We start from the raw sequence: 22,202 nt of genomic DNA on the forward strand, positions 1-22,202 counted from the left end.
TTAAAATTAAAATTTAATAAAAAAGTCTAAGTTATCTTAGACTTAATTTAATAATTTGCTATTTTTTTCTTGAATTATAAAGAGCGTCGTTAAATTCCTTAATATATTTATCTTTATTATTAAACACTTTTAAGATAAATTCAGCTGTCATTATCATTGCTAAAACATCATTATGACAATATTTTTTTAGTTGAGCTTCAACGCCTTCTTTGCCGTTTTTACCATATCATTCATTATTGCCGATTTGATTTAGCATTCTTAAAGTAGCTTTTTCCATAGCCATAACACCATTTTGAATATCAAGTTCTTTATACGGGGTTATTTTATGTTTTAAGGAAATATTGTTATGAGTAATATATTTTTCAAAACATTTTATTGAATATTTCCCTTTAAGCGCTAAAGGAACAAACATACAATCTTCCAATTTTGCAAAGCTTGAAACTTTAGTAATATCATTCAAATCTAATAAATTCTCAATTATTCTTGCAATTTTATTTTTATATTCAATAAAAACATTTTCATTTATTACATTATCATTTTTTCAATATAGTTCAAGCATTTGTTCAATTTCTTCTATTCTAGATTTTTCATAATTTTGATTATAAACAACATATGCGTCTGCATATTCAACATATATATCATCAATAATTTTCATTAAAGTTTTATATGAATAATTTAAAGGATCATATACGTAATCTTTAGTTTTTGATTCAACTATTTCATAATTATTAATTTCATTATTTCAAGTAGTTTGCATTACTGATAATTGAGAAATTAATTGTGTAAAAGGGATGTGATAATCAATAATAGGAAATAAATTTGTAAAACCTTCAAAATCAAATCAAACAAAATTTTGTTTTTTTGTTTCCTTTAATCTAGCTAATGTAATTTCATGTTTTAATTTTTTAACATCTTCACTTATATAAATTAAATTGTCATTGTTCATAAAAATGTTAAATGCTTCACGCATCGAATTAAATATTTGACTATTGGTTTTATTATTTACACTAGGCTTAAGAATAGGAAATTCAATATTATTTTTGTCAAAGATATATAAAGCGTAAAATTCTTTTGATCAAGGTAAATAATCTGCTGGAACATAACGTTTTATAAAATCGTCTTTTATAAAAGAACTATCTCCTACTGGACTACTATTTCTAGCTTGTAAGTCTTTAAAGTATTGAATGTTAGGCATTCTATTTAATTCTTTTTCATGTTTTTCTAGATTATTAATATAATCTATATATTCATCAAATCTTTTATAATCAACAGTATTTTCAAGTGAATCAATTAAATTAAGAATATCAACGCTTTTATTTTCATCAAGTATTTCAAAGAAGTTTTTTTCTTTGCTAAGAGTACCGTCATTTGAAATATGAAATTCTATTTTATCTTTTTTTCAAATATACCTATTTATACCTTTTTTCTTTTTATAAGGAAAACAAAAGTTATATGCTTTAATATCTAAATTATTTTGTTTATAGATATTTAGGTCATAATATGCATTAATAATATTAATATTTTTGGCTTTCGGAGATATTAATATATTTCCACCAAGCTGTAATTGAGGAAAATAATATGATAATTTACTAATAGCTTTTTTATATTCTAAAATAGGATTAAAAATTAATTCATAACCTTCCTCAATTGCATTTTTAGTTTCTACAATTTGATTTTCTTTAGAAAATTTTGGACTAATAAATTTAACTTTATCATCGCTTATTTTATATTGAGCCTGAATAAATTTTTGAGCTTCAGAATAATATTTATCATATTCAAGTTGAATGCTTTCATAACTTGAATTTAAAAAGTTTTCTAATATAGTGTCAAATTCTGATTTTATATTTTGGGGTAAATTATTTATTAAATTTGCTTTAGATTCATTTAACTTATTTGCAAATTTTAATTTATCATTTAAATTATTTAGTTCTAAGTAATCTTTATGAACTTCTTTGTCGTTAATATTTTTTAAAATAATTTCATCTAAATTATTTTCATAAAAATCAAAATCTAAAGAATTATACTTACTTAAAATATCAATATCTTCATCATTTTCTTCTTCATCAAATGAAAATAATGATTCTTCGCACATACTTTTATTTAAAAAATAAAACTTATCATACAACACAAAGTTTGCATAATGTTTAAAGGAAAAAAATTTTGGAACATTTTTTAACATTTTGGTACTGCTTTCCCTTCTTCTACTCACTTGCAATATAATTTTTCTCATTCTTCTTTATTAGAACATTCCAAAAATTTTAAATAATCAGCATCTATGGAATCATTTCATTCAGGACTAATACCTAATTTTGTATATTTATCATATCAATCTTCCACTTTTTTTAAGTTATCTTCTAATTTAGGAATATCTAAAGTAAAACGATAATTCTTTAGATATCTTTTATTAATATCAACAGATGCAGGGTCCTTATAATCATCATCTTCTAAAAATAATACAACAATCGAATATTTATCAGCTTTCATTAAATAAGCATAAAGCTGAGCTTGTAATAAATAATTTTTAGGCAACCCATATTTTTCTCAATTTTCAATATTTTTAACGTTTGTTGTTTTAATCTCAATAATTAAATTTTTCTCTTTTGAATATCCATCGGGCAATCCGCCAAAAAACTTATTATCTTTAAAATAATCATAATTATATTCTTTAGCATCATATGTTTCAAGATGAGAACCTAAAGATTCTTCAATTTTTTCCCTTATCTTTGGTTCTAAAATCACACCAGCATTTATGTATTTTTCATCTAGGACCGGCATTGGTACACCACATAAACGGCCAAATACTGCAAAAGGGCTTTTAAAGTTATCTACTTTCAAAATATCACCTAAATATGTAGCAGTTATTTTTTTAAAACCACCAAACTTACCTGCATTATCAAGTAATTGTTTGTGGTATTCTTTATTCAAAACTAAAGTTTTAGTATTTTTATCTAATTTATAATGGCTATTGTTATAACATAATCTTTTTGGTATTATCATTTAATTTTTCCTCGCATTCATTTTTTTCATCATATGTTTTATCTTCAAATGTGACATATTCATAATTTTTTTGTAATAAACTTAAAAGATGTTGTTTAGTAATTTCATCTAAAGGTTTACCATTTTTTTCATTTTCACTTCATGGTGCTACAACGTTAATATAATTAATTGCATCATAAATAGCTTTGTAATTTGATTTGTGATTTTTTTCTCATTTACGATATTGAGAAATAACTTTTTTATCAATTTGCTCTTCATTAAAATTAGGAAAGTAGCAATGCACTAATTCATGTAACAATGCAAAGAATATTAATGGTTCAGTGTTTAACATATCTGATAAAAAGATATATCTTTTTCCGCCTTTTTTTATTGTTATACTTTTAATATAACTATTTTCAATAAAAGGTTTTAAAACCAAAACAATACCTTTTGAATATAAAAATTCTTTAATTTTTTCTAGTCTTTCAAAAATTGAATATTCATTACTATTCATATAGTTTAGAACTTTTTTAAAGCATAATTCAAAACCATTTTTTCTAAATGTACCTATATATAAGTTTTCAAAATTAATACAATTTTCGCATAATCTAATTCAAACAATTGAATTTGGTCTTTGAGTATATTTTGTAGCATCAGCTAATGCATGCACATCTAAATATTTAAAATAATCGCTTAAAATAGAAACACCATAAAACTTTTTCATTTGCATCATTTTTTTATATAAAGGCATATTTTTTTCTATTAAAACTCCATAACGCAAAAATAATTCAGGGTGATCTGAAATATAATCAATTCCATATTCGCGTAATTGTTGTTCTACATTAGAAATGTTTTGAACTTCATTTAGTGCTATATGTTCATGATAAAGTCTAGTTAAAGATCCAAATGGTAATTTTAAAACATATTCCAAATTATCAAGAACACTTGCGGATATTCTTTTAATTTCATTATTTAAAATTGAATTTATATGTTTTATACTAAGATGTAAACGAAGCGATAATTCTTTTTGAGTGATTTGATATTTATTCAAAAAAACTTTTATTTCTTGTGCAAAGTTTTTTTGTTCGATATTTAATACTTTTTTTTCATACTTTAAATTATTAGCCATTTTTTCTCCATAACAAAATATTTTAATATATTTTATTATATTATTTAAATTTCCTTTAGGTTAAAAAAAGTGTATAAAAATGTACAAAAAAATATACAAGAAAAATAACTTTTTGGTTTATGAATTGAGATAACAATGATTTATTTAAAAAAGTAAAAAATAATATATAATAATTTATGCCGTAAGAACAATAACCTTGTAACCTGGTCAGGATAGAGATATAGCAGCCACATCAAGAAGTATCGTGTCTTGCGGTTTTTGTTTTACTTTTTTTATCAAAATTTGTTACAAGGTTAATTATGGTATAATTAATATATAATCATTTTTTACAAAAATATAAGGAAACATATGAAAAAAATAAATTTTGCGTGATTATTAGCAATCACTCCATTAATACCTTTAACTGTAGCTGCTAAATGTACTACAACAAAACCAGTAGATCCTGCAAAGCCAGATCCTGCGAAACCTGATCCTTCAAAACCAGATCCTTCGAAACCAGATCCTGAAAAAACTGAAGAAGAATTTAAACAAGATATTGCTAAATTAGTAATATCTGAAACTTATCAAAATGAAGGAGGGTTTGAAAAAATTGATATTCCTGAATTGGATTTATCAAAAGTAAAAATATTACTTGATGGCAAAGAACCTTCAAAATTAGGATATGAAATTGTTGACCTAGCTTTTGGAAAACCAGTAGACGATTTAACTGAAGATCTATATATGAGTGGACTAAGAGAAATTAAATTTAAAATTAAAAAAGGCAAATTTATTTCTGATGAAATTATTCGCTCAATACAATGTCATAAAACATCTAAATCTACTATTTTAGATGAAAGAGAACATTTTAAGGAATTTAAATTAATTCCTTCTTTAGAAGCTAAAGAATATTTAGAAACCGTTGCTAAAAATGGCGATACTTTATACTATGACTATACTAATAGAAGCATTTATAGTAAAGACTATAAAGCACCAGATAAAATTAAATTATTTGAAAATTTAAGTATACCTGAACATATTAATGTTTTAAACCCGGACAACGAAGATAAAACTGTAATTCTTTCAAAAGATGAAAAGGGATATTCAATTAAAGGTAGATTAGCTCAATTTATGGGAAAAAATCAACCTATGTTAATTGACCTAAAAACACTTGAATCATCTAAACAAAAATTTGATATTCACTCTCCTAAAGAATTAGAAGATGAAGTTAATAAATGAATTAATCAAATTGACTATAAAGATAAAGCAACAACTTTAATTAATGACTTTGATTGAGAAAAAGTTCAATGACCAGCATTAACACCAAATATAAATGCCAAAGTTGAATATGAAAAAACTAATGTAACTAAAAATTTTGATAATAATAGTGTATCTATCAAATTCAAATTAGTTAATAGTAATGAAGTTCAATCAGCTGCGCCAATTGCATATAAAGAATTTGAGGCAACAATTAGCGGCTTTAAAGAAAACCCAAATAAAGCTGACTTTACTGACTTAGTAGTTGACTATGAAGGAAAAGATGCAATTGAATTAACCACAATTAAAACTAATGGCATTGATCAAAGTAAAATTAAATTCTTTAAAAATAACACACCATATGTTTTACAAGCAACTTCATTTGTTGCAGAAGTAATAGGTGAAATTAACGAATTTAGTGGAGAATTAAATGTAAAAATTACTTTAACTTCAACTAGCGGAGAAACTTCATTTAAAGAATTTAGCATAGAAGGATTTAAAATTCCTGCAAATAATCCTACTAGTATAATCAATGATGTAACAATTATTTCATCAGCAAAATGAGCAAGTTCTGTTACTAAAGATAATATAACAATTAAATTTAAAGATCCTAATCATGAAGAACTATTTAATATTGAAGAAATAAATGTTGGTGACTCAAATAACATGACTGGTGAAGTAGCTGTAACAATTAAATTTGTACAAAAAGCAACTTCAGCTACATTTGAAAAGACATTTAATTTAAGTTTTACCAATAAATATGATGCTTCTTTAGCAAAACTTTATGAATTTTCTAAACAAAAGAAATTATTTGTAATTGACCCTACTAAAAAAGAACAAATTAAAACAGCAATGAAAAACCCAATAAGAGGTTTATTTGTAATAAATAACAACAAAATTTTAAATAAGAAAAAGGATGGTGTTGAAATTGAAGGCTTAACAATAAATGCAGAAATAGCTAATAGTATGCACCTAAATACACATGGTAGTGGTAATAAAGCAAATATCGGAAAAATAGATAACTATGGAAGCAATGACAAAGGTATAAATGTATATTTTGAAGATGGAAAATATATTCTTAGATGAAAAATAGGCAAAATTGGAAATGGTGCTAATGATAGCGAAGAAGTATTTGAACAAATTCTAGAATTAGATTAATTTAAATATATGAGGTAGGCAAAAAACTTGCCTACTTTTTTTATATTTTTTTATGTTAAGAAAAATACATATATAATAATAAAATACAAAATTAGTACAAAGGAAATAATATCATGGAACAAAATAAAGAATATAAAAAGCTAGCTGAAAAATTAGAAATACAAAAAAGAAAGCTATTAGATTTAAGTTTAAAAAATAAAATGATTAATTTTAAAGATTCTTCATCAAATCTTGAAATAGTTAGCCCAGATATTAAAACAATACTTAAAAAAATTGCAAGCAATGATAAGCTAGAATTTGCTTCATCATACTTTGATTCTAAAAAAATAGAAGAAATAAAAAGGGAGGAATTAGATAATTTAGATTTTTATTATGATTCAGAAAATGATAATCCTAAAAGTAAAAAAGAAAAATCAAATTTAAAAATACAAACTAATAAAGATTTAAAAGATGAATATAAAACATTGAACTTATTAAGTAAGAAAACCAAAGAATTTAAAGATGAATATTCTATTGATATTTTATATTTAGCGTTAGGAACTTTAGTATATTTTGATAATAGCAATCCTTTTACTAAAGAAGAAAAAATTAAAGCACCTCTTTTATTTTGCCAAGCTAAATTAGAAAGAAAAAATTTAAGTTCAAATTATGTTTTAAGTTTTGAAAATGATAAATTATATGTAAATGAGTCACTAATTCAAAAATTAAAGCTAAATTACAATATTGATATTGATTTTGAAAAAGATAATAAAGTAGAAGATGAAAATGATGATAGCGACTTTTCAAACACTCTCAATTATTTTGAATATGTTGAACAAGTTAAAAAGGCTATTCCAAGTAATTTCAGTGTTGAAGATAGTATAAACTTATCAATCTTTTCATTTCAAAAAATCAATATGGTAAAAGATATTGAAAGAAATAAAGAAAAGTTTCTTGATAATGTATTAATAAAACAATTACTTAATAATAGTTCTGAAAGTAGTATATTTGATATTTCAGAATACTATTCTGAAAAAGATATTGATAATATTTTAAATATAAAAGAATATTACCATGCGCTTGATTCTGATAGTTCGCAAGAAGTTGCTATACAAAATGCTATTAAAGGCTTAAGTTTTGTTTTACAAGGACCTCCAGGAACCGGAAAAAGTCAAACAATTGCAAACATTATTTCTGAACTAATTGCTAGAAATAAAAAAGTTTTATTTGTTTCTGAAAAATTGGCTGCTTTGCAAGTTGTATATAATAACTTATCTAAAATAGGTATTAATAAATATTGTTTTCCTTTGCATAGTGTAAGTACAAAAAATAAGTCAGAAATATATAAAGAACTTTGAAGTGTTCTGGAAAATGCTGATGTACATAAAACAATAGATAAAGAATCGGAAGAAAATATTTTAAATAACTATGAAGAAGCTAAAAATGCATTAAATAATTTAGGTGAATATTTATTTAAAAAATCTGATAACATCAATAAAAATATTTATGAAATGTATCAAGAATATTTTAAACACATTAATCTTAAAGAAACTATTGCTTTAAGCAATTTTAGTGTTAATAGTATTACAAGTGATAAGTTAAATAAATACGAACTTAAAATTAAATATTTTGAAAAATGAATTAATGATAATAAATATAGTATTTTAACTAATCCTTTTAAAGGCTTATCAAGCAAAAACTTATTACCTGATGAAATAGAATATTTAACTAAATTTCATTTAGATTTTATTAAGTCATTTTCTAATATTAAAACTTACATTAATTTAATTTCTAATATAATTCCAATTAATAAAGATGATAAATTAGAAAATATACTTAAAACACTTAATTTTATAAATGAACATTTAAAAAAATTAACTGGTAATTTACATAGTTCAATTCTTAACATTGACTGCCAAAAAGAATTATTAAAATATAAGCATATAAAAAGCTTATATGAAGAAAACCTACAAATTAAAAATAAAATTAATTACATAAACCTAGAACTATTAGATAATGAAAAACTAATAATTGATTACTATACATTTTTTAGAGAATACAAAAATGCTTTTAAAAGAGCATTTTCTAAAAAATACAAAGAAAAATTTAAAAAGCTATGTGAAAACATGCAATATAAAGTTAAACCAAAATTTCATCTATTTTATAAAGATTTAAAGTTATCTAAATTGTATATAGAAAATAGAAACACATTACTGCACAAAATAAGTGAATTAAATTATAAACTATTTGATATTGATAAAGATTTATATACAAATATTCAAAATATTGAATGATTTAATGAACTAACAATATATGCATACAAAAACAATTTTGAACTTAATAAATCAAATTTCTTTGATTATCAAAAAATAATTCAAAAAGACTTTATAACTCAATTTGATAAGGAACTTATTTGATTTAATCAAATAAATACAATTATTAATGGTTTTTACTTTGAAAATATATTTAACTCAAATTCTAAATCAATTAATGAGTTAGATCCTATAGTTAGTGATTGACATAATAAAATTAATAAAATATTTGAAAGAATAGAATTCAATAAAATATATTATGATGAAGATAATGATGAACTAATTAAAGCTTTTTTAAGCGAAATAATTTCAAGAAAAATTAATAAAGATATCTGAGGAATTTTTGCTAAATCGTTGTTCTTAAATCTAATTAACAATGCTTTGTCAAACAATATGATTGACGTCGATTCAAGCGATAAATATCAAAATTTTGTTGAAATGTTTAGAAAATATGACAAAAAGATGATTGATATAGCCGCCAATAAAATTGAATACCAAATTAAAAAATATATTCCTCAAAAAGACTCATTAGATGAATATGATCATTCTAAAAGAATATTGAGAAAAGAAATTAATAAAAAATCAAAATTAATGCCTTTCTTAAAACTATTTAAATTAATTCCGGATTTAATTTTGCAACTTAAACCTTGCGTCATGATGTCACCTTTATCGGTAAGTTCTTATTTATTTGAAAGCGATATAGAATTTGATACTGTTATATTTGACGAAGCATCTCAAATAACTACAGAAAATGCTTTATGTGCCATTGCAAGAGGAAAGCAATTAATTATTTGCGGTGATAATGAACAACTCCCACCTACATCATTCTTCAAAAAATTAGAAGATGATAATGAATATGATGAAGAAGATGATAGTTCTCTTGAAGGCCTTGAATCTGTTCTTGATGCAGCAAATATTTTCTTACCTTCTAAAAAATTGAAATGACATTACCGTTCTAAATATGAAGAATTAATTATTCCTTCTAATGAAGAAATTTACAAAGAATTAATAACTTTCCCTTCAAATGACAACCAAAATGATTATTCTAAAATTAAATTTATAAAAGTAAAAGGTTCATTTATAAATAGAAAAAATGAAGTTGAAGCTAATGAAGTTATAAATCAAATAAAACAAATATATGATAAATTTGGTACTGAAAAAAGTATTGGAATAGTTACATTTAATATAAATCAACAAACTTTAATAGAGTCTAAAATAAGCCAACTTTGCCGTAAAGAAAAAAAATATGAACAACTTCTTAATTTAGATAATTCTAAAAACTTATTCATCAAAAACATTGAAAATGTTCAAGGGGATGAAAGAGATATTATTATTGTTTCAATGGGTTACGGACCTAATGAAAAAGGCAGTGTTTCTATGAACTTTGGTGCAATTAATAAAGAAGGTGGATATAGACGTTTAAATGTTGTATTTACCCGTGCTAAAGAATGTTTAATACTAGTTTCATCAATCTCTTGAGATGATATTAATAGTCAAAAAATAACAGGCAGAGGAATTAAATTCTTACAAAACTATTTAAAATATGCTGAATATGGTTCAAGTCAAAATCAAAATAATGATAATAAAACTGCACAAATACTAAAAAATAATGCATTTGAAAACTATGTATATAATGAATTAGTTAAGTTAGGGTATGAAGTTGACAAACAAGTAGGATGTTCAAAATATAAAATTGATTTAGCAATTAAAAATCCTAATGACCCTTCTAAATATGTTTTAGGAATTGAATGTGATGGAACAACTTACATGTCTTCTTTAACTGCAAGAGATAGAGATAGAATAAGACAAAATGTTTTACAATCTAAGGGTTGAAACATATATAGAATTTGATCTACAAATTGATTTATAAATAAAGAAAAAGAATTAAATAATCTTCAAAAAGTTATTAATAGTTATATTAATAATAATAAAACCGATAATAAAGCATCTAAAGAAATAGACAGCACTAAAACCAATGAAATAAGTTACATTCTTAAGAAAAAGAAAGTTGTAAATATAAATTCAAAGCCTTTCCCTAACATTGAAATTTTATATGAAAAACTACTAAAAAAGACTAATGAATATAAAAATAAAGAAATTGGTTGATTTACTTTTAAAGATGAATTTAGAGTATTTTTACAAGCAATTTGTCCAATACACACTAACACATTGAGAAGAAATAAAATAAGTCTAAGTAAAGTAAAAAATCTAATATTATCTTTAAACTTTTATTTTGATAAAGATAAGTTTCTTAAAGAACGAAACTTTGATTATGTTATTTTTAGAACTACTGATGAAAATAGTACCAAAAGATTAATTGATGAAATATGACCAAATGAATTAATGAGTGGAATATATGAATATATTAAACTTATTAATTCAACTTCAGTAAGTGATGTAATAGATTATTTTGCAGATCTTTTAAAAATGAAAAATACAGAAAAATTCAAAGATACAATAATAAATGCCTTAGAAACTTTAAAGAAAAATAATTACATAGAACTTGATTTGCTTAGTGATAAAGCACAAATTATAAATAAAAATGCAGAATAATAATTTCTGCATTTTTTAGCTTTATTATCTATTGTAATATTCAACAATTAAAGCTTTGTTTATATAAATTTTAAAATTTATATAATGATATAATTATTACTATGAAAAATATAAAAAATGAAAAGAATAAATTTAAATTATTTAAAATTGGTATCGCAACTTTACCATTAATCACATTGTCATTTTTACCAATAAGTTGCACCCCCCCCAAGTCTGACACTAATAAAATAACTATAGAAGATATGGTAGGTGATAAAGTCAATATTACCAAAAACCCTAAAAAGGTTGCTTGCATATCAAGAACTTCATATGATTTACTAGTCGCTTTCGGTCTAGAAAAAAATATTGCTGGAGTATTTTCTAATATTAAGAATAATCCTTGAACTAAATTTTTTGATGAAAATATTAATAAAAAAGCAACACTTCAATATAAAGAAAGTGAAGAATCTTTATTATCACAAAACGTTGATTTAGTTTTTTCACCAGAAAAATATTTAAGTGATATGTGAAATAAAGCCAGAATACCCGCAGCCACTATTAGTCTATATCATAACAATGGTTTTAAAAACTATGTATATTACTATGCAGATTTAATAACAAAAATTTGAGATAGCAAAGAAGTTAAACAAAAAGCTGAAACTTGAAAAAACTTAATGCAAAAAGCTATCGATGAAGTTAGTCAAAAAATTTCAAAAAGTAATTTACCAAAAAAATCTATATATTATGTAAGAGGTGATAAAAACAGAGGTATTAATTACACTGATAATGGAAATTCATTTATCGAATATATTTATAGTGACTTATTTAATTTAGATTATATAGGCAAAAGATTTATAAACCCTCAACCTTCGATTGAGGAAGTTATAAAAGCAAATCCTGATTTTATATCATTGGGTGGTACTTATCAAAATGATCTAAGAAAAACATTATTGAAAGATTATTCACATTTACAAGCTATTAAAAATAATAAATATTTCAATATTCCCTTAGGACTTACTCCATTTGAACAACTTAATATATTTTCATCAGCATTTATTTATGATCAAGCGAACAAAATTTATCCTGAATTATTTAAATTTGATGTAAAAAATGAAATTATTAAAATATCAAAAATATTTTTTAACAAAGATCTATCAAATGAATTAGTTGATAGAATGTTAAAAGGTTTACCTTTTAATGGATAAAAGTAAAAACAAAAATAGGCTAAAATATTTTTTAGTACTATTTTTTTCAATCGCATTTTTAATAATTTTATTTTTTGTTTCGTTATATGTTGGTAGATATAAATTGAAATGAAATAACTTTTGAAATGGTTTATTCAAAAAGCAGGACTATTTAATTGAAACTAATGTTCTTTTTAGATTAAGGCTACCTAGAACCTTAATGGCAATGATTGTTGGCGCAAGTTTAAGTATTGCTGGTTTTATATTTCAAGAAATATTTAGAAATAATTTAGTTTCGCCTAATGTATTAGGTGTCACAAATGGAGCTTCAATTGGAGCGATTATTGGAATATTAATTGGTTTACCAATATCAATCATAAGTTTAATGTCATTTAGTTTTGGGATAGTTGTTGTAATATTAACAATATTTATTTCTAAAATATTTACAAAATATTCGTCGACCTTGAATTTTGTTTTAGCCGGAATAATTGTAAGTAGTTTAACTAGTTCAATTATTGGTATAACAAAATATATCGCTAATGAAAATACTACATTACCTACTATAACTTTTTGATTACTAGGTTCACTCCAAAACATTACGATGAAAATGGTATTAATTGCTTTTCTAGTTAACACAATATGCATTATTATTGTATTTATAACTAAAAAACATTTAGTAATGGTATCTTTAGGAAAAGTTCATGCTGAAACTAAAGGACTAAAGTACATACCTTTTATCTTATTATTTATTACAATATCAACAACTTTAACAGCAACTTCAATATCGGCCTCGGGTTCTATTTCTTGAGTTGGTTTAATCATTCCTCATATTGTGAAAATTTTCATCGAAAAACTATACAATGGAAAAAAATACTATCACATTTTTATGCTATTAATAGTTTGAGGTGCTTTATTTGTACTTTTATCAGATATTATTTCAAGAACATTTACAAGTTCCGAAATTCCTATTTCAGCAATAACAGGCTTACTTGGTTCAATTACATTTGTTCTAACCATTATAATAGAAAGGTTTAAAAAATATGGAAGAAATAATCAAAGTAAATAACTTAACTTTTAAATATCCAAATAATATGAACTTTAATATTTTTGAAAATATTAACTTTTCAATAAATCATAATATAAATGTAATCCTAGGGCTAAATGGAGCTGGCAAATCAACATTATTAAAAATAATATCAGGTTTAGAAAAAAAATATTTAGGTGAAATAATTATTAATAATGATAATAAAGAACAAGAATTAAGAAAATTATCAACATTAAATAAATCTAAATTAATCTCTTATGTTCCTCAACTTCAAAATGAAAATATAAATTTGTTAGTTTATGATTATCTTGAATTAAGTTTATATAATCACCATAAAAGTTCTAAACAAGAATCATTGAAAATTTTAAGTAAATATATTAAGGAATTTGAAATTGAAAATTTAATTAATAAAAATTACTCACAATTAAGTGGTGGACAAAAACAAATTGTTAATATCATTGGCGCATTTATCCAAGATGCTAAAATTATTATTTTAGATGAACCTACTTCAGCATTAGATTTAGAAAAACAAGAAAAAATTTTAAACATCATTAAGAAATATGAAGATAAAAAAATCTTCATTATTTCAACACATAACCCTAATCATGCACTTTTATTAGAAGCATATGTTTATTTAATAAACGAAAATAAAATCGTCAAAGAAGGAATAGCAAAAGAAATAATAACTAAAAACAATATGCAAAATATCTATGGGGATAAAATTTGTTATGCAAATGAATTAGAGCATAATAGTATTTCTATAAAATTAAAAGATTAGTTTTTCTTATTATCTTTATTGGTGATATTTTTAATAAATAAATCAAGTTTTTCTAAATATCTTGGTAAGCGATGTAATAGATTATTTTGCAGATCTTTTAAAAATGAAAAATACAGAAAAATTCAAAGATACAATAATAAATGCCTTAGAAACTTTAAAGAAAAATAATTACATAGAACTTGATTTGCTTAGTGATAAAGTACAAATTATAAATAAAAATGCAGAAGCATAATTTCTGCATTTTTTAGTTTTATTATCTGTTGTAATATTCAACAATTAAAGCTTCGTTTATATCTTTAGCAAATTCGTTTCTTTCAGGTAAACGGAAGTAAGTAATTGTATTATCTTTAACCTTAAGTCATGGACTAACAGTCATAACTTCTTTAGCACTAACTAATTCTTTATTGTTAGCAAATTTAGGTTTTAATTCAATTTTTGAACCAACAGCAATTTGCATTGAAGGTATGTTAGCTTTGTGTCCATCAACTGTAAAGTGATTATGTGTTACAAATTGTCTTGCTTGTGCTCTTGTTCTAGCAAATCCAGCTCTAAATACTAAGTTATCTAATCTTGATTCTACCATTTGTAATAAAATAATCCCAGTAACTCCATGTTTTCTTGAAGCAAGTCCAAATAAGTTTTTGAATTGTCTTTCATTTAAACCATACATATATCTAACTTTTTGTTTTTCATACATGTGGAGTTGATAATCAGATGGTTTAGATCTTTTAGCACCATGTTGTCCAGGCGCAGTTGTTCTTTTTTTACCTTTAGAAAATTCTTTGTTGTTTTCTAATAAAGAAAAGTTATATCTTCTACTTTTCTTAAATATTGATTTTAAATATCTTGACATATTTAATTTCTCCTTATAAAGTTAATTAATATGCAAAGACTAGGTAAATAACTCTTTTGCTTGTTTTTATTCTAATGATTTCGGAATACAGCTTTCTTACTCTCAAATCTATTAACAAAATAAAAAGTTTAAGACAAAATGTTATTTTGCTGTGTCATTTGCATTAACTATTTTACACTATTTATTAAAATAATTTAAAAATACTAGGACTAATAAATAAAAAGTGCAAGTATTACTTGCACTAATAATTATTTGTTAATTATAATAATCCGCGTCAATTAATCCTTGTGTTAAATCATCAAATCATTTTTTTATTTGTAAATAGTAGCCAGTTTTTCTTTGTAATTCATATGCAGGAACCGAATCTATTATTTTTTTTAAATAAAATGCTTTTGTATTTTCAATAAGTTTACCACTTTGGCTTCTAATATTTCCTTTACTAAAATCTTTTGCTGTTTTATAAATTTCTTCTAATTTTATAAGAGCAAAAGGTTTTACAAAAACATTATAAAATGAACTATAAAAATTAATTCTGGTAAGTGTCAAATTTTCTCAATATAAATTAGTTAAAATTAAACTTTGTTCAACTTTATCCATTGCATCAAAAAGTCATGTTTTATTAGCATTTTTCTTTATAACAGAATCAAATGAAATTACTTCACCTTTTAAAAACCTTTTTGATTCATCCAATTCATTTTTTAATGCATTACGAACTAATTGCGCTGCTTCTTTTTCAATTTCGGTTATTAAATTATTTAAAACACTATATTCTGAAAGACAATCTTCTTTACTAATAGGATCAGCATTAGAAACTTGTCTAGAGTTTATAAGAGCATCAGATAATTTTGCCATAATATCATTAAATAAAAACATACTTTCGTTATATCTTCCTAGTTTAGTAAGTAGTTCGTTTGCTCTTACAATTTCAACTTTTAGAAGTTCAGAAGAAGAATTTAATAATGAATTTCTAAATGAAAAATCTAATTCTTTAGAAACTTTTTTAATTTCTTCTTCGGTAGCCATATTATTATTTTTAACATCAATAGCTTTATTTAAAGTTGATAAAAATTCTATTCTAATTTCATCATTAAACTTTTCATCAGCAAACTCTCTATATTGAATAATTTTTGAATTCAAATTAGCTTTTAATTTATTAATCTTGTAATTAGCATTATCAACAATTTCTTTTTTAGCTAATTTTGCTTTAGCCAATTCTTTGTTTAATGCTATATAATTTGCAACTACTTGGGGTTTAGTAACTTTATACACATCTTCATTAATTAAATTATTTGTTTCTAAAAGATGTTCTTTTAGTGATTTTTTAATTTCATCATATTCTTCATCAATTAATTCAGTATTGATATATTGTTCAACTTCTTTTTTTAAAGATTTTAAACGATTTATATCACCTTGTATTTGTGTAACTTTGGTAGCTTTTAATTCTTGAATATAAGTTTGCAAATCATTTTTTAATTGATCCAAATTAGATAATTCTTCTAAAGTTTTAGTTTTAGCTAAAAAACTAGTTATCTTTTTAATTTGTTCTTTAACTTTAGATTTGCTTTTATTTAATTCATAGTTACTTCCGTCATTGAGTTCTAAAAGACTATTAGCCTCTGTTTCTAAAGGTAATAATTCTTCCTTTTTGGTTTTAATTGCATTTAAAACTTCTTGAGGAACTTTTTCTTCTTTTGATGTATCTAAATTATCAACTTTTCTTCCATTAGTACATGCTGCTGATAAAGGTATTAAGGGAATAGAAATCAATCCTAAGCTAAGTAAAGAATTTTTGTTTTTCATATAAACTCCAAATTTGAATTAATAAATATGTATAATTATACCATATTTCAGTCTTATTAAAATAATGAAAGGAAATTAAATTTTAAATTAAAAAAAATTAAATGAAGCGCATAGCGCTTCAAATATGTTTTTATTTATTATTTTTCCTAAAATCCAGCTTCTTCTAATGCTCTTTCTAATTTAAAAATGGCACTTTGAATTTCATCAAATGATGCATATTCATCAATTGTTTTTACTTCTTCAATAGCATTTTCCAAGGCGCTTACTTTTGAATCATCAATTGGATTGCCATCCTTATTTTTGATTTCTTTATTTTTATATTTTTCAGCAAAACCGATTTTGTTGCCTAATTTTTCAAAAATTTATATGCGTCAATTAATTGTTGTTTTGTAATTATATAAACGTCTTTAATTAACTCAATTGTTTTTTTGAGATCATTATTTAAGTTTTTCTTTATTTCTTCATAATGTTCATCAACTAATTCAGTATCAATATAATTTTGAACTTCAGTAATTAAAGTTTTTAAACTATGTAAAACATCATGAATAAATTTATCTTTTGCAGCTTTTAAATTTTTAAGATAGACTTTAAGGGTCTCTTTAAATCCCTTTAAGGAAATTAAACTAGATTTATTTCTTTTAAATTTTTTTAAAATTCTTTAATTTTTTAATGTATTTTTTTGCTATAGCTTTATTGATATCTAAGTCTACATCTTTGCCATCATTAACGGCCAAAATAGCATTTGTTTCATTTTTTAATTTTAATATATCACCTTGAACTAAATCAATTTCATCAAGAACTTCATTAGAAACACTTTCATCTGGTTTACTTGGTTTACTATTAGTACATGATGCAGACAATGAAACTATTGGAAAGAAAATTAATCCTAACCCTAGTAAATATTTTTTATTTTTCATAATATAAACTCCTAATTGCTTATTAATAATAAATACCATACTTACTTGTTTAAAATTAGGAAAACTATGAAAATAAAAAAGCAAAGTTCAATTTGCTTCTATTTACTATTTTTTATAACAATTTTTTTAACAAAATTATCAAGTTTTTCTAAATATCTAGATAAACTAGACTTTGTTCGATATATTTTGCTTTTTTCAAGTGCTTTCGCTAAATCATTCAAGCTTAAATCTAAATTATTGAATTTCAATTCATAAAACTTAAGTTCAACGTCACTAAACATATCTAAATTATTTGTTCTCTTAATAAAATCATAGTTATTCAAAAAATCATTATTTATTGAAGCAATTTTTTCTTGATTATAAAAATCAAAATTAGTAAGACGATTTACATTATTATTAAAATCTCTTTCGATTTTAGTTTCCTCAAATTTTAAATAGGAATCAAATGCTTCAATGGCTCTTAAAAAATCACAAATATTTTCAATTTTTTTAATATATAAAACATATATGTTTTTTCTTTTAAGAATTTTAAAATTAATATCATAGTTACTCATAATATTAATAACTTCATTTGCTTTTTGTAAATCATAAAACTTAAGTTCTAAATGATATGAAGAACTACTTTTATTTGAAATAGATCCGCTATTAAAAAATATAGCTGAAAAATATGCTTGTTGTTTTATTAGCTTATCATTCTTAAAGGTATCTAAGTTAATAGCTAAACTATTACTCCTATTTTTTTCAAATTTTAGTTCAAATTTATTAATTAAGTTTTCTATATATTCAAGATTTTCTTTTTCATTCATTATTATGTAAGAAACATTATTTACTACTTTTGAAGTATCAAAAATACCACTTAAAAAATTAAGTTGTTCTTCCTTAGAAAGTTTTTTACTAATAATTTCTTTTTTAATAACATAACTAAATGATTTTTCTTGCATATTTTATTACCATAAATACTAAAAAATTATACCTTAAAAAATAAAAAAAGCAACGACCTACTTTCCCATTTAAGGTATCATCGGCACTGAAGGGCTTAACTGCTGAGTTCGGAATGGTATCAGGTGGAACCCCTTCGTTATGGTTGCTATGTAAAATAGTATACACTAAAAAAATAATTTGTTTAAAAAAAATAAAAAAATTTTTTAATAAAAAAAGAGGGGAAACCCTCTTGTACTATAAACCGCTTTCTGTACCATTGCTGGCGCTAATTATTTATCTAAGTAATCGTAATTACTTCCAAGTCTTGATTCAGTTCTCTTAACTTAGTTCCCCTACCTAAATTTGGGTTTCTAACTCATGGAGTTTACATCGTTGCATTCTTAACTTAATAAGCTCGTCTCTGTTGCACTAGTCGTCAACTTTTGTTGCCTAGATTTATTAGATCTAGCATGAACTTTACTTTCATCGCAGAAAGTGTTAGAGCGGATTTTCCTCTACTTAATGTAGCAATTAGCCATACAGTTCAATTATATTCTAAAATATATAATTTTTATTTTAAAGTCTTTATAATTTAATAATTATGATAGAAGTTAAGAATTTATTTTATAAATATCCGGAAGCAAAAAACTATGCATTACAAGATGTGAATTTAACAATAGAAAGCGGCAAGTATGTCGCTATTTTAGGACATAATGGTTCAGGTAAAAGTACATTTTCTAAATTACTTTCAGCAATTTATAAGGCAACAAGTGGAAAAATAATTGTAGACTCAATTGAAATTAATTCACAAACTGTTTATGATATTAGGAAAAAAATTGGAATAGTTTTTCAAAATCCAGATAACCAATTTATTGGAGCAACTGTTGAAGATGATATTGCCTTTGGTTTAGAAAATAAATTATTAAGTTATGATGAAATGTATGTACTAGTTAGACAATTTGCTAAAGAAGTAAATATGCTAGAATACTTAGATAGAGAACCTCAAAACTTATCTGGTGGACAAAAACAACGTGTTGCAATAGCATCCACTTTAGCACTTGACCCAGAAATTATTATTTTTGATGAAATAACTTCTATGCTAGATCCACGTGGTAGGGCTGATATATATAAAATAATTCATGACCTTCACAAAAAAACTAATAAAACTTTAATTTCAATAACACATGATATGGATGAAGCTTTATTAGCTGATACACTTTTAGTTTTCTCAGGCGGAAAATTAATTGCTAGCGGAAGTCCAATGGACATATTGAAAAACAAAGAGATTATTGAAATAGCAAAAATAGATTCGCCATTTATTTATAAACTTTCTGAAAAACTTAAGAAAGTAACACCAACTTATAACGAAAATGAATTATTGGAGCAACTATGCAAATTAAAGTAAATAATATTTCAAAAGAATATGATAAAAAACTTCCTTCATACGTAAAAGTTCTTGATGGTGTTTCAACAAGTATTAAAGAAGATGAAGCTATTTCTATCATAGGGCCAACCGGTTCAGGTAAAACTACATTTATTGAACATCTTAATGGTTTAATTATTCCGGACACTGGCGATATAACCTTTTTAGAAGTTCCTTATTTTTCTAAGTTAAAATTATCTAAAAAACCTAAGTTTCATAAAAACTTTTCAGAAGTTGAAATTAAAGAGTATGAAAAGCAATATAAACAATGACAAAAAGAACGCGATGAATTTAAAAAAATAAAAAAAGCTGATCGTGTCAAAATTGTTTATACTGATGTTAAAATTGCTAAAACTATTAGAAAAATTAAACACATTAAAGCAATTAGAAAGCAAGTTGGCGTTGTTTTTCAATTTGCTGAATATCAACTATTTGAGTCAACAATAGAAAAAGATATTATTTTTGGTCCTGTTTCAATGGGAATCAAAAAAAATGTTGCTAAAGAACTTGCTAAAAAATATATAAAAATGGTAGGCTTACCTGAAGAATATTTAGAACGCAGCCCATTTAATTTATCAGGCGGCCAAAAAAGACGTGTGGCCCTAGCTGGTATTTTAGCAATGGAACCTAAATTTTTAATTTTAGATGAGCCTACTGCCGGACTTGATCCTCACGGTGTGGAAGAAATGCTTCAATTATTTAGTAAACTAAATAAAGAAGAAGGGAAAACAATAATAATTGTAACTCATGACTTAGATAATGCGCTTAGATGAACCAATAGAACATTATTTATTAAAGATGGAAAAATCATTCATGACGGAAATACATATGATATATTATGTAATAATGAATTTTTAATTGAAAATAATTTAATACCAACAAGACTATTATCTTTTGTTAATAAATTAGAAAAAAAAGGATTCAAAATAGGTAAAGTTACATCTCTTGATGAACTTGCCGCTAAACTTAATGATATAATTACAAAGAAAAATAAATCAAGGTAAAAAATGAACAAAGCAATTATAGGAAAATATGTAAATTTAAATACATTTGTACATAAGTTAGACCCACGTCTAAAATTTTTGTGCAATATTTTATTTATAGTTCTTTTCTTTATAGTTGACCATTTATTTACCTTATCCATTCTAATATTAATAATTGCAACAATATATTTAATTGCAACCAAATCAATAAGATCATTATTTAGAAAATTAAAGATGCCTTTTTATATAACAATATTTATATTGTTAGTCAATATGCTAACTATTAAAGGTGCAATACCTCCCGAAGGCACTCCTTATATTCCTTTAGCAGGCGAAGCTAACATAGACACTTATGTATATCACCGTGGACAAACCATAATTAATGATATATATTGAGCGCCATTTGGCCTAAATGCTAAATTCCAATTAACTAAATTTACTATTTTAAGAACTGTTTCTATCTTATTTAGAATATATGGTGTTATCCTAACAACTACTATTCTCACTGTTTCAACAAAGCCAGTATTTTTAACTAGAGCTATAAATGATATTCTTTATCCATTAAAACTAATTAAATTCCCAACAGAAATTATCACAATGATTATTTCTATAGCACTAAGATTTATTCCAACATTACTAGATGAAGCAAATAGAATAATGAAAGCTCAAGCTAGTCGTGGAGTTGATTTTAAACATGGAAAATTAAAAGATAAAACAAAGGCTTTTATTGTTTTAATTGTCCCACTATTTGTTGCTTCTTTTTCTAAAGCTAATGATTTAGCTGATGCAATGACTTCTAGAGGATATGATCCATATGCTAAAAGGTCTAAATATAGACAATTAGGAATTAATTGGAGAGATATATTATCAATATTTGTAATATTTGGAATAGTTGCTATGGTAACTGTTTGTCAAATACATAGTGTGCATTTACCAGAATGATGAATAATGACATTTCATAAAGTTTAATAAATAAGGA

The 22,202-nt window shown here is 23.9% G+C and carries 16 protein-coding genes, 1 rRNA gene and 2 other RNA genes; 10 read left to right on the plus strand and 9 right to left on the minus strand.

From position 1 onward, the window contains the following. Positions 1-58: 58 nt before the first annotated feature. The 3 genes from F795_RS0101170 to F795_RS03350 form a co-directional block, all read right to left on the minus strand. Positions 59-2,092 (minus strand): UU173 family protein, encoded by a 2,034-nt coding sequence (locus F795_RS0101170; RefSeq protein WP_165000484.1) that lies wholly within the window; start codon positions 2,090-2,092, stop codon positions 59-61. Positions 2,093-2,172: 80 nt separating this feature from the next. Then, positions 2,173-2,997, minus strand: coding sequence for an MAGa7180 family putative nuclease (locus tag F795_RS06385; protein WP_022935914.1), 825 nt, complete (start codon positions 2,995-2,997; stop codon positions 2,173-2,175). Continuing rightward, positions 2,969-4,105 (minus strand): helix-turn-helix domain-containing protein, encoded by a 1,137-nt coding sequence (locus F795_RS03350; RefSeq protein WP_022935915.1) that lies wholly within the window; start codon positions 4,103-4,105, stop codon positions 2,969-2,971. Before F795_RS03350 ends, F795_RS06385 begins: the two co-directional genes overlap by 29 nt. A 171-nt stretch (positions 4,106-4,276) precedes the next feature. Here F795_RS03350 and ffs point away from each other — a divergent pair. From ffs to F795_RS06400, 7 genes are all read left to right on the plus strand, one after another. After that, positions 4,277-4,373, plus strand: an RNA gene (gene ffs / locus F795_RS03730) — signal recognition particle sRNA small type. Positions 4,374-4,453: 80 nt separating this feature from the next. After that, entirely contained in the window at positions 4,454-6,496 is a 2,043-nt protein-coding gene (locus tag F795_RS06390) for a hypothetical protein (protein ID WP_022935916.1), read from the plus strand. A 113-nt stretch (positions 6,497-6,609) separates the two neighbouring features. After that, on the plus strand, positions 6,610-11,340 hold the full coding sequence (locus F795_RS0101190) for a DUF4011 domain-containing protein (RefSeq protein WP_022935917.1): 4,731 nt from the start codon (positions 6,610-6,612) through the stop codon (positions 11,338-11,340). A 101-nt stretch (positions 11,341-11,441) separates the two neighbouring features. Further along, positions 11,442-12,524 carry an ABC transporter substrate-binding protein gene (locus tag F795_RS06395; protein WP_022935918.1) on the plus strand — a complete coding sequence of 361 codons (1,083 nt, stop codon included), beginning with the start codon at positions 11,442-11,444 and terminating at the stop codon, positions 12,522-12,524. Beyond that, entirely contained in the window at positions 12,517-13,569 is a 1,053-nt protein-coding gene (locus F795_RS03735) for a FecCD family ABC transporter permease (protein WP_084254389.1), read from the plus strand. Before F795_RS06395 ends, F795_RS03735 begins: the two co-directional genes overlap by 8 nt. Beyond that, the gene (locus tag F795_RS0101210; protein ID WP_022935921.1) at positions 13,544-14,326 is read left to right on the plus strand and encodes an ABC transporter ATP-binding protein; all 783 of its coding nucleotides are present in this window, start codon (positions 13,544-13,546) and stop codon (positions 14,324-14,326) included. The genes F795_RS03735 and F795_RS0101210 overlap by 26 nt, the downstream gene beginning before the upstream one ends. Before the next feature lie 103 nt (positions 14,327-14,429). Then, positions 14,430-14,558 carry a hypothetical protein gene (locus F795_RS06400; protein WP_277868642.1) on the plus strand — a complete coding sequence of 43 codons (129 nt, stop codon included), beginning with the start codon at positions 14,430-14,432 and terminating at the stop codon, positions 14,556-14,558. 21 nt (positions 14,559-14,579) lie between these two features. Here the strand turns inward: F795_RS06400 and rpsD are convergent, their stop codons facing one another. The 6 genes from rpsD to rnpB all read right to left on the minus strand — a co-directional run bounded on the left by rpsD (position 14,580) and on the right by rnpB (position 19,360). Further along, complete coding sequence (rpsD, locus tag F795_RS0101220) at positions 14,580-15,179, minus strand: 30S ribosomal protein S4 (RefSeq protein ID WP_022935923.1); 600 nt, start codon at positions 15,177-15,179, stop codon at positions 14,580-14,582. A 255-nt stretch (positions 15,180-15,434) separates the two neighbouring features. Then, a complete protein-coding gene (locus F795_RS0101225) occupies positions 15,435-16,979 on the minus strand; it encodes a hypothetical protein (protein ID WP_022935924.1) in 1,545 nt (514 codons plus the stop codon). Positions 16,980-17,617: 638 nt separating this feature from the next. Beyond that, positions 17,618-17,896, minus strand: a complete 279-nt coding sequence (locus F795_RS0101235; protein WP_022935926.1) for a hypothetical protein — start codon at positions 17,894-17,896, stop codon at positions 17,618-17,620. A gap of 98 nt (positions 17,897-17,994) precedes the next feature. Next, positions 17,995-18,837 carry a DNA-binding protein WhiA gene (gene whiA, locus F795_RS0101240; protein ID WP_022935927.1) on the minus strand — a complete coding sequence of 281 codons (843 nt, stop codon included), beginning with the start codon at positions 18,835-18,837 and terminating at the stop codon, positions 17,995-17,997. A 44-nt stretch (positions 18,838-18,881) separates the two neighbouring features. Beyond that, a 5S ribosomal RNA gene (rrf, locus tag F795_RS0101245) occupies positions 18,882-18,988 on the minus strand. Positions 18,989-19,070: 82 nt separating this feature from the next. Further along, positions 19,071-19,360: RNase P RNA component class B (gene rnpB, locus F795_RS03740), an RNA gene on the minus strand. A gap of 58 nt (positions 19,361-19,418) precedes the next feature. Here rnpB and F795_RS0101250 point away from each other — a divergent pair. From F795_RS0101250 to F795_RS0101260, 3 genes are read left to right on the plus strand one after another with little or no spacing between them, the layout of a single operon-like run. Beyond that, positions 19,419-20,222, plus strand: coding sequence for an energy-coupling factor transporter ATPase (locus tag F795_RS0101250; RefSeq protein ID WP_022935928.1), 804 nt, complete (start codon positions 19,419-19,421; stop codon positions 20,220-20,222). Further along, the gene (locus tag F795_RS0101255) at positions 20,207-21,244 is read left to right on the plus strand and encodes an ATP-binding cassette domain-containing protein (RefSeq protein ID WP_022935929.1); all 1,038 of its coding nucleotides are present in this window, start codon (positions 20,207-20,209) and stop codon (positions 21,242-21,244) included. The genes F795_RS0101250 and F795_RS0101255 overlap by 16 nt, the downstream gene beginning before the upstream one ends. A 3-nt stretch (positions 21,245-21,247) precedes the next feature. Further along, positions 21,248-22,192 carry an energy-coupling factor transporter transmembrane component T family protein gene (locus F795_RS0101260; protein WP_022935930.1) on the plus strand — a complete coding sequence of 315 codons (945 nt, stop codon included), beginning with the start codon at positions 21,248-21,250 and terminating at the stop codon, positions 22,190-22,192. Positions 22,193-22,202 lie beyond the last annotated feature (10 nt).

The sequence above is a fragment of the Metamycoplasma orale ATCC 23714 genome, assembly GCF_000420105.1.
GTDB classification, from domain to species: domain Bacteria; phylum Bacillota_I; class Bacilli_A; order Mycoplasmatales; family Metamycoplasmataceae; genus Metamycoplasma; species Metamycoplasma orale.